Here is a 12,976-nt window from a genome sequence, read left to right on the forward strand (position 1 = left end):
GACCGCCCCTTTTCTCATGCTCAGCCGACCAGAACTAGCGCTCCGGAGAACCCGTCGTCACCGTCATCCGGGCTGTCCCCGTCAGGCTTCCAGATGAGACCGTCAACCTGGCGGGCTACCTCACTCCGAACGGAGTCCACCATGTGCTGGTAGCGCGCAGCCATGGCCGTCGTGGACCAACCCATGAGCCCCATCACGGCCCGCTCGGAGACTCCGAGGATCAGCAGGACCGTGGCGGCGGTGTGCCGGGCGTCGTGCAAACGGCCGTCCCGTACCTTCGCGTCGCTGAGAAGTTCCTTCCAGTCGTCGTAGTCCGTTCGGGGGGATGTGCCCCGCCCGGTCGGCGTCGCGAAGAGCCACCCTTCGTCTGCCCAGTCGTCACCAGCCGCCACCCGTTCGGCGTCCTGCTTGATCCGGTGCTGCTTCAGGAGGTCCACAAGCTGAGCGGGCAGACCGACCGCGCGCCGTCCCGCGCGTGACTTCGTGTCGGCCGTCTCGGGGTTCGTCCGCTCACGCTGCGGGCAGTAGCCGGGCTTCCTGCCGCAGGTGTCCCCGCACCCGTGGGCGTAGCGCGGTCGGCGGCGGCTCCGACGGACCATGAGGACGCCCCGCTCAAGGTCCACGTCCGCCCACTTGAGTCCCAGCGCCTCCCCCTGCCGGAGTCCGAGCGCCAGCGCCACGGCCCAGCGGGCGGAGTTCCGGCGCTTGTCGGCCGCCCGCAGCAGCCGCTGTACCTCCTCGACGGTGTACGGCTCCACCTCCTCTTCCCGCACGCGGGGAGCCTTGGCGAGTTGGACGGGGTTCCGCCCGAGGTGGCCACGCCGTACCGCCTCGTTCAGCGCAGTGCGGAAGGTCCGGTGGATCTGGTGGATCGTCCCCGCCTTACGGCCGTCTGCCTGCATCTTCCCGTAGAAGTGCTCGATGTGTTCCGGCCTGAGCTTGTCGAGCCGGTGGGCACCGAGAGCGGGAATCAGGTGCTTCCGGACGGCGACGCCGTAGCCGACCATGGTGTTCTCGTTCACCGCGAGCGGTGCGATGTTCTCGACCCAGTGGGTCAACCAGGTCTTGACCGTCCAGGGCTTGCCCGGCTTGGCGAGCGTCTTGGCGTCGCGTTGCTTCTCCAGGTCGCGGACGGCCGCCGTGACCTCCGCGCGGGTCTTGCGCTCGACGTGGCGCCGGTCGGGCTTGCCGTCGTCACGCACGCCGACCGTCACCCGGCCGTGCCACTTCCCATCCTTCCCGAAGTAGATGGACGATCGGCCGTTCGGCTGTCGGGTGCGCTTCTTGTCGTCGTTCGCCTCTGCCATGTGTGGGCTCCTCAAGCGGCGGTGCGGGCGGGGTGGTGGTTCTTGCGGCGGCGGGATACGAACTCCGGCACGGCGTCGGCGGGGACCCTGCGGAGGTGGCCGACGGTGATGGACTCCAGCTCTCCGGAGCTGATGAGCCGGTAGCAGACCGTTCGGCCTATCTGGAGGCGGCGGGCGGCCTCTTCAACTGTGAGAAGGACAAGGGTGGGGTCGATGGCATCGGCGAGTCGGGCCGTGTCCATTCGCGTGCTCCTTCGTCTCACGGCAGGGGATTAGGGAGCGGGGGCCGTCTTCGGCCCCCTTCTGGAAAGTCCGCTACTTCCGCCACGCCGCTACACCGCAGGTCAGGAACGGTGTAGGGCGTAGCGGTGGGGTGGTGTGTAGCGGCTGCGCCACGTTCCGGCGGGGTGCCGGTGGCGTGGGGCGCAGCCGCTACAGGTGGGTGGTCGCGCTACGCCGCTGGGGCCTCTGAGCTGGGCTGTAGCGGGGGAAGCGCTTGTAGCGCTCCCTGGGGAGGCGGGGCGCAGTAGCGTGCCCATGCGTCTGCGAGGTCTTCCGCGAAGTAGCCCTTGAGGACTCCGCCGGCGGTGCGGATGTTCCGGGAGTGGATCGGCTCGTTGTCGCCGGTCATGTACTCGCCGAGCATCCGCGACAGGCGGCGGCTGTCGAGCGGCTTGCCGCCCAGGTCAGCCCACGGGGCGTCGTCGAGCGCGTTGAGCCTGTCCAGGATGGCGATGGTGGGCAGGCGGTCGATGCCGATCAGCACGTGGTCCCGCAGGTCGGTCAGGAGCCGGATACCGAGGCTGTGCTTGTCGGTGGTCTGCGCTGCCTTGACCAGCGTCGCGCATGCTTCGCGTGCCCGGCGCGGCCAGGTGCCGCCTCCGGCGTCCGCGACGGCGAGCAGGGGTTCCCACACGTCCGCGGGTCGGTCGGTGACCCCGTCGGGCATCTCGGGCCAGGCATTCACAACCTGTGGACGGGCCTGTTCGGCCCACTGCGCGAGCCGGTCACGGAGCTTGTGTCCCTCCGTCTCGTGCAGGCGGGCGCGGAAGGATTCAACGCTTTCGTTGCGGGCGCGGCGGCGCATGCGGATGACGACGGAGCGGGTCAGGATCGTGTCGGGCAGGGAGCCGAGCCCGGCGACCGCGACCGCGCAGTACGAGGGGAACGCCTGCACGGTCTGGTTGCCACCATCGCCGATGCACCGATAGGTGACCCCGGAGCGGCGGTGACCGGCGTTCAGGAACCCGCGCAGTTCCTCGTTGTCCCCTGCCTTGGGGCCGAAGACCGTGTCGATCTCGTCGAACAGGATCGTCGGCCGCCCGTCCGCCCCCGACACTGCCCGGAAGAGGGCGGCGGCGGACGCGTTCACGGCCGTCATCGGGTGCGGCACGAGCGTTTCCACGATCTCCAGCGCCCGTGACTTCCCCGAGCCCGGCTCCGGGGACAGGAACGCCAGGCGCGGGGTGGAGTCGAAGCAGTCGAGCAGATGGGCGTGCGCGTCCCACAGCGCGACCGCGACGTACGCGGCTTCCTGCGGGAACACGTTGAACCGTCGGTGGAAGGCTTCCACCTCGTCCAGCAGCGCGGCCCCGTCGATGGTGGGGGTCATGCGGCGGCCCTTCCTTCCTGGGGTTTGCGGAGCGGGCAGGTGTCGCGGTGGGCTTCGTGGTCGGCGATCAGGGCGAGCACCCGGGCACGGCCGACGGCGCTGCGGTCCCACCCGCACAGGCACCTCGAGGTGGCGGTGGGGACTGCGCCGCGCGGCGCCACGATGTGCAGCCACGCCACTGGGTACCGGCCGTCGCCTTGGCGCTGGTCAGAACGAAGAGCAGTTCGGACGCCCTTACGGGCGGCGCCTTTCGGCTCGCCCACGGCCGCCGGGGGCGTGCCCGGTCCGGCGGCGGGCGGGGGTGTCGTGGTGTTGGTGATGCTCTTCAGAGGGGGATGGGGGCGGGGGCTCATGCCGCATCCCGCCTGATCTGGTTGTGGGTGATGGACCAGTTCAGTGCGCTGCGGAGGGTGGAGCGGCACTCGGACGCGGCGAGGCCGGCCGTCTCCCCCGCTTCCTGAAGAGCCTGTTCAACCACACTCCTCGGGAGGTCGCCCCACGCGACGAACCGGCCCAGGGCGCGCGCCGCGCGGAACAACGTCGCTTCCCGCTCGCCGACTTGGGCCGCCGCCACATTCCGCGCCTCGTTGGTGAGTGCTACATCCGCGTATCGGCGTGATTGCCCCGTTAACGCCACTGAGGGCGCCTCAGGCGCCTTACGGGGCGGCTGGAGGATGGTTTGCAGCCAGGCGGGCAGGGGGACCGCCTCAGAGCCGCACAGAGCCTCATACGGTCCGGTGGGGGTGATGCTGCCCGCCGCGACGACGTAGCCGCCCCAGGCGCGGGTGTCCACCGAATCGGCAACGGTGCCCGCCGTGTTGGTCAGGCGCACCCCCGACGGAACGGTGAAGTACAGGTGCTCTCCGCCGCTCGCGGTCCGGGTCCGGTAGGTGGTGGGGACGGCGTGCCCGGCGCGCTCGCAGAGCGCCCCGAAGGTCGCCGCGCCGCAAGGCGCGTCCGCACTGCCTTTGTCCTTGGGCACGTCCAGGTCGACGACGACCAGTCCGGACGGACCGGTGGCGATGCCGACGTTGAACGGTGCCCGCGACCAGGCGGCGCGGATACGGTCCGGGTCGGTGGTCGCGCGCTGCTCCCACTTCCGGTGCCCGCGCTCGCACGGCCCGGTGCGGGTGCAGGCGGCTTCCCCGTGCAGCGCCGGCCGCTTGGTGCCAGGGCGCAGTGGGAAGACGTGCCAGCCGCGTTCGGCGGCCTCCAGTGCGGCCGTCATCAGGTCCGTGCTCACGCGGCCACCTCCAGGGCGGCCGTGGCGAGATGGGCGCGGCCGATCCATTGGGTGTAGGCGGGCGGGATGGCCTCGGTCAGTTCCTCGCGCACGTCGGTCCACGTGATGCCCATCGCCGTCTGAAGTTCCGCGATGGTGGGCTTGCCTCCGCCGTTGCCGTAGGCAGCGACGTACGGGCCGTCGTAGAAGCGGCCGTGCCGGTAGCCGCGCACCCTGCCCCGGTGCGGGACGTGCGCCGGCTGCTCGATGGTCCAGCCGCCCAACTCGAAGTTGCGGTGGCGGATGACTTTGAGGCCGAACATCTCGCCGCACAGGGTCAGGTCTTTGCGGATCTCCGCGCGGCCGTTGGGCTGCTCGATCACGTAGGGCAGGCCGGTCTTGTCGAGCAGTGCACGGGTGGGCGCCACCAGGTCGACGTGGGCGCGGCCCCACCCCTGGGATCGGTTCGTGCCCACGGTCAGGGCACAACCGTGCTGGCACGGCGGGGAGGCGTGGACGAACGCGTACCGGTGGATCTCGCCTGTGGCGATGAGGTGGGCGAGGTATTCCAGCGCGTCGCCCTGGTGGTACGGGAAGGGGTAGTTCGGTCGGTGGGCGACGTCGCAGCCGTCCACGTCGAATCCGGCGCGGGCGTAGCCCGCGGCGGCGCCGCCGGCGCAGGAGAACAGGTCCAGCAGGCGCGGCCGTCGGCCGTGCACTCGCCGGATGCCGATGCGATGGGTCATGCTGGGAGACCTCCAACAGGTCTGTTCTGGATTGGTTGGGCAAGGGCGGCCCCGGTTCATTGGCGTGAAGCAGGGGGCCGCCCTTGGCGTAGCTAGCCGTGGAAGTGGTTCCGTTTGAACACGGCTTTGCGGATGTTGACCGTGGTCCCCTCGCGGTGGCCGCTCGCGCTGAACACCTGCACGGCGACCCAGCCGCCGAAGATGACGGCGGCGAGGATGACGAGCTGGTGGATGAGCGCGGCGAGCGCGGCGATGAACGTGGTCAGCAGGATCAGCCCGCCGCACACGGCGCCGAACCCGATGCCCCCGAGGGCGATGTTCATCGCCGTGCGGGACACGGCCGGTTTTGCGGCGACCGGTTCGGGCTTGGCGGGCGGGATGGCGTAGCCGGTGACGACTCGCCCGTCGGGCAGGACCACGCTCGCCACGGTGGGCAGGGTGCCCGGCTGGACGGGAACGAGCGGCGCCGGCGCCACGACGGCTGGCGGTATGGGGGTGGGCTGGTGGACTTCCACGGCCCGCTGGACAGGCGCGCGGCCGGTGCTTTCGGGGTACATGCGGAATCCCTTCAGGTGGTGGGGCAGGGAGGCATACACACCCCCTGCGGGGAGGCTTCTGGAGCGGGTTTCAGGGGTGCTGACCTGCGGTCCTCCCTGACTCCCTGAACGATCATTCGTGCAGGTCAGGGCCAGGGAGGCGGGGCAGGGAGGCGTTCAGGGAGATCTCCCTCCCTCCCTGCCCCGGGGGAGGGTCGGCTCCCTCTACTCGGAGGCGGAAGCGGAATCCGTCTCGGGGCGGTTGGCGAGCGCACGGTGGACGCGGTCGCGGCCGACGACCATGCGGCCGTCGGACTTGTACGGCTCCGCCCCGGCGTCGTCGAGCACGCGCTTGAGGTCGATGAACGACCACCCGCTGTAGGCGTCCGGGTTCAGCGCGGCCAGGCGGGTGATGACTTCCTGGGTCCGCACCCGCGCGTCCGTGCCGAGCACGGTCGCGATGTCGGCGAGCGGGTCCCGCTTCTCGCCCCGCTCGATGACGTGCAGGGTGGTCACGCCGTCCCGCAGAGCCTTGGCACGGTCGGCGATCACCTTCGCGTCGTCGGTGCTGATGTAGTGCGTGCGCACCGTGATGGACGACTGCCCCTTGGGAATCTCGATCCCGTCGGAGGCGACCACGAGGGTTCCCTTGTCCAGACCCGGGCGCAGCAGGTTAGGAGCGGCGCCGCCGTCCACGGCCTTGTCCCCGAGCGCCATGCGGGCCTGCGACTCGGTGCCCAGGGCGAGCGAGGCGCGCGTGTGGGCGCCCTCGCGGACCAGCTTGGGGAGGTTCTGGTCGGTGGGGTCCTGGGTGCCCTGCCACAGCAGCACGTTCACCGCGCGGCCCTGGTTGTGGATCTTCCGGGCGGCCATGAAGTACCGGGAGTTGGAAGACGAGCCGCCGTAGGGGCGCTTGTCCTCGTCCTTGACGGGGCACATGAAGGCGACCTGCGCCTCGTCCACGATGACGATCAGCGGCGGGAACTCGGTCCCGGGCGGTGCCTGAAGGCGGCGGTTCATCTCCTCGACGGCGTCTTCCGCCATCTCCGTGACCTGAATGACGTGCTCGTCGGTGGGCCCCTGAATCAGTCGGGTGGCCAACCCGTCGAACATCGCCCAGTCGCCCACACCCTTCAGGTCACCCAGCCAGAACTCCACCGACCGGTCCAGCGCGAGCCAGAGGGCGAGGGAGCGCAGGGCGGCGGTCTTGCCCTGGTTGGACAGACCCGTGATGAGCAGGTGGCGCTGATACACGCTCAGCGCGGCGGCGTCCCCGCGCAGGTCCTGACCCCACGGGGCGCGTCCCTTGGCGTAGTCGGCCGTCAGGGTCTCGTCGGTGACCAGCGGAGACGGGCCGATCGGCTCATCCAACGCACCGGAATCGGCGATCCACAGCCGCACCGTGCGAGCCGCCTGCGGGATCGTTATGAACACCTCGTGTTCGTGCCGGGTCAGGTTCTCGGCGAGCTTGCGGCGCCGGTTCTGCACTTCCACCGTCGACACACCCGAGGGAAGCGTGACGTCGACTTCCACGCCGCATCCGGCGATCCGGATCGGACCGAGCATGGACGCGCCGGCATCCCCCATCTCCTTGATGGCGTTGCGCAGCGCGGGCACGCCCAGGTCCCGGAGGGCCTTGACCACGATGGACGGGGTGATGGGCTCACCTTCGCCGTTGCGGATGTTCACCGGGAGTGCCCAGTTCGGGGCGGCCTTCTGGTGGGCGCCGACCGACCACAGGGCGAGCAGGGCGAGGAACGGGCCGATCGTGATGAGCGGTCCCCACACCACCTGCACGATCGTGATCATGAGGTTGATGAACTTGATGACCGCCATCAGCGGGGTGACGACCTCGGTGACGTCCTTGGTGGCGATCGCCATCGCCACCCCGAGCAGGACCAGGCCACCGATGCCCATACCGGCACTCACGGCCGCACCCTTGGCCGCATCCAACGGCGAGTGCAGCAGATCCATGCGGCGGCGGTGCCGGGCTTCGCGGTAGCGCTGCCCGCGCTCCTCCCACTCGGCGGCGGCCTCGTAGTTCCCGGCGGCCTCGGCGGCGCGGAGCATGCGCTCGTACCGTGCGGCGGTACGGCCGTCCCAGGTACGGCGGGCCACGATCCGCGCCCCGCCAGCCACGTAGATGCTGTGCCGGGCCACCGCGCGCGCGGCGGTCTTGGTGTTCTCGTGCGTCACGGCCGTCCGTATGGCACGCCCGGAGCGCACCCACAGCGGAACGGGCTTGGGCGGGGCGGGGTCGGGGACCACGGTCAGCGTGGTCACGGTGGCCGCCTCGGCGGGCGGTTCGGGGTCCTTGTGCAGGTGAACGACGTTGTCGCTCATGATGGGAAGGCTCCTGACTGCCCCGGCAGGGGCGGGAAGTTGAGGGAGTGTCGGGGTGGCCGGGTCCGTGGCAGGTGCGGCCACCCCGAGTAGCGGCATCGCGGGTCAGGCGGCGGCGACGCGCAGCGCGCGCCCGATCACCACCACCCCGAGGACTTCTTGGCGGCCTTGGCGGTGGCGGCCTCGTTCACGACGCGCTGCCGCTCGGTGTGCAGGGCGGTGATCTCGGCGATGAGCCGGGTCTCGGCCGCCATCCACGCGCTCTCCAGGCGGCGGTCGGCGCGGTCGGTGCTGCGGCCTCGGGCGATCCGGTAGGTGCCGCCGGCCAGCGCGGCGAGGATGGCGCCGCGTTCGTAGCCGTTCAGCGGCCACATCTCGCGCTCGCGGACCGCTTCAAGCTTGCGGTTCGCCTGCCGGATCTCCCGGTCCAGGCGGCGGGTGTCGGGCTTGCCCATGGTCAGCTACTCCTCGGGGCGTCGGAGTGGTCGGGGTAGGCGCACAGCACGCACATGCCAAGGGAGCGCGGCAGGCAGTAGCTGTAGGTGATCCGGCAGGACGGGCAGGTGCGGCGGGCGAGCATCGCCAGGGCGAGCGCGCCCCACTTCCGCGACGTCATCGGCCGCACCGGTTTGGCCAGGTCGACCCGGTACAGGTAGGCCACCCTCGGCCCGCCGGCGCGGCGGTTGATCCGCATGACCTGCGCCGCTATCGGCTGACCCCCAGGTCGCAGCCCCTTGGCCCGTAACTGCCGGCGCGTGGCCAACCCGTCCGGGGCGAGCTTCCAGAGGTAGGTGGGCACCCCGTAGCGGGCGCCTGCCGGGTCGTAGCACTTGGCGTAGGCGGTGGGCATCACGCCACCGCCTCAGCAGCCGCAGCGCGTTCGGCGAGGATCGTGTCGCGCAGCGTGCGGGCGTTCGCCGGTGAGGTGTGGACCGTGCGGCGGATGCCCTCGGCGGTGATCTGCGCGTCCGGCCAATCGGCCGTCGCCGCACGTGCCTCGGCGAGCAACTGTTCCGGCGTCCGCTTCGGTCGGGTCGACTTCGCGGCCTCGGGGACACGGCCCGTGGCGCGGCGCGGTCGGGTCGACTCCGCCGGTATCGGTCGGGGCGTGCCCGACTCGACCGGTACCGGCTTGGTCGGGGGCGTGAGGGCGGGCAGGGGCTTGCCCGGCAGGGTCGACTTTCCCAGGGTGACCGGTGCCGGATCGGGCACCGTGAGCCGGGTCACGACGACCGGAGCGGGGGCCGATTGCGGCTGGTCAGCCGTAGACCGAATCATCTCGGTATTGGTGGATTCCTCCGCATTCGCGCCCTCGGTGGGGATCGGGGCCGGGCGGTGGTGCAGCACCTTGGCGACCAGATCGGAACCGAAGTAGATCGACCCGACCGGAAGCGACGTGGCGAGCAGCACCAGCGCCCAGTTCGCCGGGTCCCAGTCGGCGAGTCGACCCCAATCGACCCCACGGCCGTGCAGCTCGGGGACCAGGCCGTGCACGTAGTTGAGGACCAGCGAGGCGCCGGTGTAGGTGCCCAGCACCTTCAGCGCGAACGACCGGTCACGGCCGACCAGGACCAGGGTGGCGACCAGGGCGAGCGCCATGAGCCCGTCGACCACGAACGGGTACAGCATCGCCGCTGTGCCGTCGGCACCGACCGCGCCGGCGATGTCCCGCAGGGCGTTCCACGAGACGCGAAACGCCATACCGACCACCGCGACCAGCGCGAGCACCAGCAGGATGCGGCCCTTGCGGTTCATGCCGCGCCCCCCGGCAGGCTCGCGCCGGCGGAGCGGTTGGCCAGGTCCCTGCGGGCGGCGAGCAGGCGGCGCCGTGCGCGGCGGATGCGCTGGGCGTCCAACTCGGTCGGCGTGCGGTCCAGCGTGATGATCTGCGCGTCGATCAGGTCGACGTCCGCGAGGATCGCGGGCATCTCCTGCTCGATGGCGTTCAGCTCCGCGTCCGTCGGCTCCATCCAGTCGGCGAACGCGGTAACAACGTCCTGAACAGTGACGATGTGGCTCATTGGGTCGTGGTTCCTCTCAGCAACGGAACGGCCCGAACGCGGCTCCCGGGGTGCCACCCGGGAGCCGCTTGCCGTTGACGGTGAATCCCGCTCGATGCGGGGGAAGTGCCGCCCTAGCGGCGGCCGTTGACCTCAGCGATCTGCACGTTCCGGGCGTAGCCGTCGCGAAGTCGTACGAGCGTGAAGCAGCCCCCGCCCACGTCCGTGATGCGGTGCGGCTCGCCCTGGTACTGCACCTGCGTGCCGACCTGGTCGGCATTCGGGTGCTTCGGGCTGGTGATCCTGCGCATGGCGTTCTCCTCTCTCTCGGCTCCCCGCACCCCCGTCCGTACGGCCGCCGCGCAGAGCGCGGGACCGGACGGACGGGAGAGGCAGCCGACCGCAGCGGCATCGCTGCGGATCCAGAGGCGGACCGGGCTACCGCACTGGCGCCGCCGACCGGTCCATCACGGCGGCGCCCAAAGCTGTCGTTGACGCATCGGAACTCCCGAAGATCGAAGGGAAGGGGAAACGCACTGCAAGGGGGCTCTTTCGTCCCCACTCGCCGGCCGTTGCTCGCGGTCACCGGGCCACCTCGCCAGTCGGGCCGAAGCCCTGTCCCCTGGCCTTTAGCGGGATTGCAGCGTCCCCGCCCTGTGCATTCGTGCAGGTCAAGCAGTCAAGACGAGCCCACCCCATCCTGCCTAGGGGGGCTTGCCATCTCGGTTGATAGGTACGGTAGGCAACGCCGGGGGCTGCGCGCAACCCCCTCTCGCGATAGAGTCTGATAGCCCCCCTAGGCGATGATTGGAGAGTCGTGCAAGACGACATGGAGCGCGTCTCCGGGATCACGGACCCCGTTGACCGTGCCAAAGCGGCGATTGACCTGATGGCGCGATATCAGAGCCACGTGAACGAGCTGTCCCGCGTCCGTCGGGAAGCGATCGAAGAGGCTCAGGCGTCCGGGATGACCCAAGCCGAGATCGCGAAGCGACTCGGGGTCAGTCGGGGGCGGGTCGGGCAGCTCGCGTCATCCGGGCCCCCGCCAGAGCGAGCCTTCTTCGGCACGGACCTGGTCACGGTGTCTCTCGGCGGCAAGTACGAGGCAGGCAAGGGACCCGACGAGAACCCCAGCCATGTAGTGACCCGGGAAGACCTCGACAACTTCGAGCACCTTCGAAAGCTGCTCGGCGGCATGAAGCTAGAGGCTCAGTACGAGGTGATCCCGCCGTCCGGCATCGTCAACCTCAATCGGGACAACCACGTCGTGATCTGCGGCCCCCGCCTGTCTCCGATCGTGGCTCAGGTCCTCGAAGGAGACGACAACCTTCAGTTTCGGAAGGACCGGGCGTGGCACCTGGTGGACCAGACGGCCGGAAAGGAGTACCGGTCGCCGCAGGACGAGGACGGGTCGGCCGGTGACTTCGGATACCTGGGACGACTCCCGCGTCTGGACGGGAAGGGAACGTTCCTCTACATCGCCGGCATCCACTCCATCGGAGCGAACGGAGTGGTTCACTACCTGGAAAACAACGTGGCAGAGCTGTACCGAGACGTCCGTACGCGCCGCTTCTCCGCCCTGATCTCGTGTCGTTACGACCCGGAGACGATGGAAGTGCTGGAGAGTCGACGCGTCACGCCGCTGTACCGACACGAGGGCTGAGCATGCGCGTCGCCATCGACACCCAACCTGGTGGAGCCAGCCCCAACGAAGATTGGGTGGCCGGTACGCCGTCTCTTGCCGTGGTGCTGGACGGACTGAGCACCGCCGGCCTGGACACAGGATGCCGCCACGGCGTGCCCTGGTACGTGGCGCACCTCGGCAGTCAGCTTGTGGCAGCACTGGCAGACCCTGAAACCTCGCTCACGGCCGGCCTGGCGAGTGCCCTCGAACAGGTGGCGGCGCTGCACCCCGAGTGCGATCTCAGCAATCCCGGCACTCCCTCAGCGACGGTCGCGATCCTCCGGCAGCGAGCGGGCTTCCTTGACCACCTGGTCCTGGCCGACTCGCCCATCGTGCTGGAAGAAGCCGACGGGTTCACGGTTCTCACTGACCTGCGGGTGGACGAAGTACTCCCCGAGTTGCGGGCTGAAGTCGAGCAGTACGAGACAGATACGGCGGAGCATCAGGAAGCGCTGCGGCGGTTGATCACCGCGCAGCGCCAGACCCGCAACACGCCTACCGGTTATTGGGTCGCATCCTCCGACTCGGAAGCGGCAGCTCACGCCCTGGTGGGCAGTACCCCCGTCGACGGCGTACTAGCCGCGGCCGTTCTCTCCGACGGCGTATCGCGCCTGGTCACCGAATACGGCATGGCCACCTGGGCGGAAGTCTTCGCGACGCTTCGCGCCGGGGGGCCGCAAGAGCTGATCTCCTCCGTCCGGAAGGTTGAAGCAACCGATCCAACCGGGCGACGATGGCCGCGCTACAAGTCCGGCGACGATGCCGCCGTTGCCTTCTGTCAGTGGTGATAGTGGCTGGTCAGCGGACCGGGCGGCTATCTCGCTCCGTCTCAGTTTCCGTCTCATTCACCCCCGTGCGGAGCCGTCCAGAACGGTTCACGCTCCGGGCGGGAGGACGGGAATGAACGACGTTGAACCGCTCCGGATCCTGCTCTGACCAGCGCGAACAGACCTCGAAAGCGAGTGTGGCGCAAGTCACCGAGGGTTCAAATCCCTCCGCTACCGCTGGAGAAGGGCCCCGCCGTCGGTGGGGCCCTTCACCGTGTGCGCCGGACGTGCACAACAGGTCCCGGTGCACGACAGGTCCCGCACGCGCCGGATCTGCACAGGGGACCGGACGTATCCACTCGGCACGAAGCCCCGGCGTGCCGCTCAGTGCGCCGGGGCTTCGGCCCGCCCCCTGGAGCGGGGCGGCGGCCTCGGGGGAACAGGGCGCCGTCCCCTCCGCTGAGGACACGGGCGTCGGGGCCGCCTCGCGGCTCGGGGACCTCGCGGTGCGGGTCCCAGCCGGGTCCGGTCACCCGGTCCGGTCCTCCCTGCCCTCCGGGCCCCTGCCGGTCCGGTGGGCTCCTCTCCATCCTCCGTTTTCACGAGGTCCCGGCAACCCGGCCGAACGGCCCCTCCCCCCGGGCCATTGGTCCCGAAGTCCCCGTACGGAAGGAACGGGGTGAGGACATGGTGCATACGTGATCTTTTGCGAAGCCCCGAACACCTGGCCGGGTTACACTCACCCGCGGCGAACCGGCC

15 protein-coding genes are annotated in these 12,976 nt (G+C 70.0%); 2 read left to right on the plus strand and 13 right to left on the minus strand.

Annotated elements, in window-relative coordinates:
• Positions 1-20: 20 nt before the first annotated feature.
• From N8I84_RS20110 to N8I84_RS20170, 13 genes are all read right to left on the minus strand, one after another.
• Positions 21-1,307: a tyrosine-type recombinase/integrase gene (locus N8I84_RS20110; RefSeq protein ID WP_263230804.1), complete on the minus strand. Its 1,287-nt coding sequence runs from the start codon at positions 1,305-1,307 to the stop codon at positions 21-23.
• Between the two features lie 11 nt (positions 1,308-1,318).
• Positions 1,319-1,549 carry a helix-turn-helix domain-containing protein gene (locus tag N8I84_RS20115; protein ID WP_103844228.1) on the minus strand — a complete coding sequence of 77 codons (231 nt, stop codon included), beginning with the start codon at positions 1,547-1,549 and terminating at the stop codon, positions 1,319-1,321.
• A 209-nt stretch (positions 1,550-1,758) separates the two neighbouring features.
• Entirely contained in the window at positions 1,759-2,919 is a 1,161-nt protein-coding gene (locus N8I84_RS20120) for a DUF3631 domain-containing protein (RefSeq protein WP_263230805.1), read from the minus strand.
• On the minus strand, positions 2,916-3,098 hold the full coding sequence (locus tag N8I84_RS20125) for a hypothetical protein (RefSeq protein ID WP_263230806.1): 183 nt from the start codon (positions 3,096-3,098) through the stop codon (positions 2,916-2,918). The genes N8I84_RS20120 and N8I84_RS20125 overlap by 4 nt, the downstream gene beginning before the upstream one ends.
• Before the next feature lie 170 nt (positions 3,099-3,268).
• Positions 3,269-4,147 carry a bifunctional DNA primase/polymerase gene (locus N8I84_RS20130; RefSeq protein WP_390899042.1) on the minus strand — a complete coding sequence of 293 codons (879 nt, stop codon included), beginning with the start codon at positions 4,145-4,147 and terminating at the stop codon, positions 3,269-3,271.
• A gap of 11 nt (positions 4,148-4,158) precedes the next feature.
• Complete coding sequence (locus tag N8I84_RS20135; RefSeq protein ID WP_263230808.1) at positions 4,159-4,887, minus strand: DNA methylase; 729 nt, start codon at positions 4,885-4,887, stop codon at positions 4,159-4,161.
• A 92-nt stretch (positions 4,888-4,979) separates the two neighbouring features.
• The gene (locus N8I84_RS20140) at positions 4,980-5,444 is read right to left on the minus strand and encodes a hypothetical protein (RefSeq protein ID WP_263230809.1); all 465 of its coding nucleotides are present in this window, start codon (positions 5,442-5,444) and stop codon (positions 4,980-4,982) included.
• A 204-nt stretch (positions 5,445-5,648) separates the two neighbouring features.
• Entirely contained in the window at positions 5,649-7,766 is a 2,118-nt protein-coding gene (locus N8I84_RS20145) for a P-loop NTPase family protein (protein WP_263230810.1), read from the minus strand.
• Positions 7,767-7,903: 137 nt separating this feature from the next.
• Positions 7,904-8,221, minus strand: coding sequence for a hypothetical protein (locus tag N8I84_RS20150; protein WP_263230811.1), 318 nt, complete (start codon positions 8,219-8,221; stop codon positions 7,904-7,906).
• 2 nt (positions 8,222-8,223) lie between these two features.
• On the minus strand, positions 8,224-8,616 hold the full coding sequence (locus tag N8I84_RS20155; RefSeq protein WP_263230812.1) for an RRQRL motif-containing zinc-binding protein: 393 nt from the start codon (positions 8,614-8,616) through the stop codon (positions 8,224-8,226).
• Entirely contained in the window at positions 8,616-9,521 is a 906-nt protein-coding gene (locus N8I84_RS20160) for a DUF2637 domain-containing protein (protein ID WP_263230813.1), read from the minus strand. Before N8I84_RS20160 ends, N8I84_RS20155 begins: the two co-directional genes overlap by 1 nt.
• Positions 9,518-9,787 (minus strand): DUF6284 family protein, encoded by a 270-nt coding sequence (locus tag N8I84_RS20165; protein WP_263230814.1) that lies wholly within the window; start codon positions 9,785-9,787, stop codon positions 9,518-9,520. The genes N8I84_RS20160 and N8I84_RS20165 overlap by 4 nt, the downstream gene beginning before the upstream one ends.
• A gap of 113 nt (positions 9,788-9,900) precedes the next feature.
• Positions 9,901-10,077: a hypothetical protein gene (locus N8I84_RS20170; protein ID WP_263230815.1), complete on the minus strand. Its 177-nt coding sequence runs from the start codon at positions 10,075-10,077 to the stop codon at positions 9,901-9,903.
• A 518-nt stretch (positions 10,078-10,595) separates the two neighbouring features.
• Here N8I84_RS20170 and N8I84_RS20175 point away from each other — a divergent pair.
• Together N8I84_RS20175 and N8I84_RS20180 are read left to right on the plus strand one after the other, a co-directional pair.
• Positions 10,596-11,429: a sigma factor-like helix-turn-helix DNA-binding protein gene (locus tag N8I84_RS20175; RefSeq protein ID WP_263230816.1), complete on the plus strand. Its 834-nt coding sequence runs from the start codon at positions 10,596-10,598 to the stop codon at positions 11,427-11,429.
• A gap of 2 nt (positions 11,430-11,431) precedes the next feature.
• On the plus strand, positions 11,432-12,238 hold the full coding sequence (locus N8I84_RS20180; RefSeq protein WP_263230817.1) for a protein phosphatase 2C domain-containing protein: 807 nt from the start codon (positions 11,432-11,434) through the stop codon (positions 12,236-12,238).
• Positions 12,239-12,976: the final 738 nt, after the last annotated feature.

It is taken from the genome of Streptomyces cynarae (genome assembly GCF_025642135.1).
GTDB classification, from domain to species: domain Bacteria; phylum Actinomycetota; class Actinomycetes; order Streptomycetales; family Streptomycetaceae; genus Streptomyces; species Streptomyces cynarae.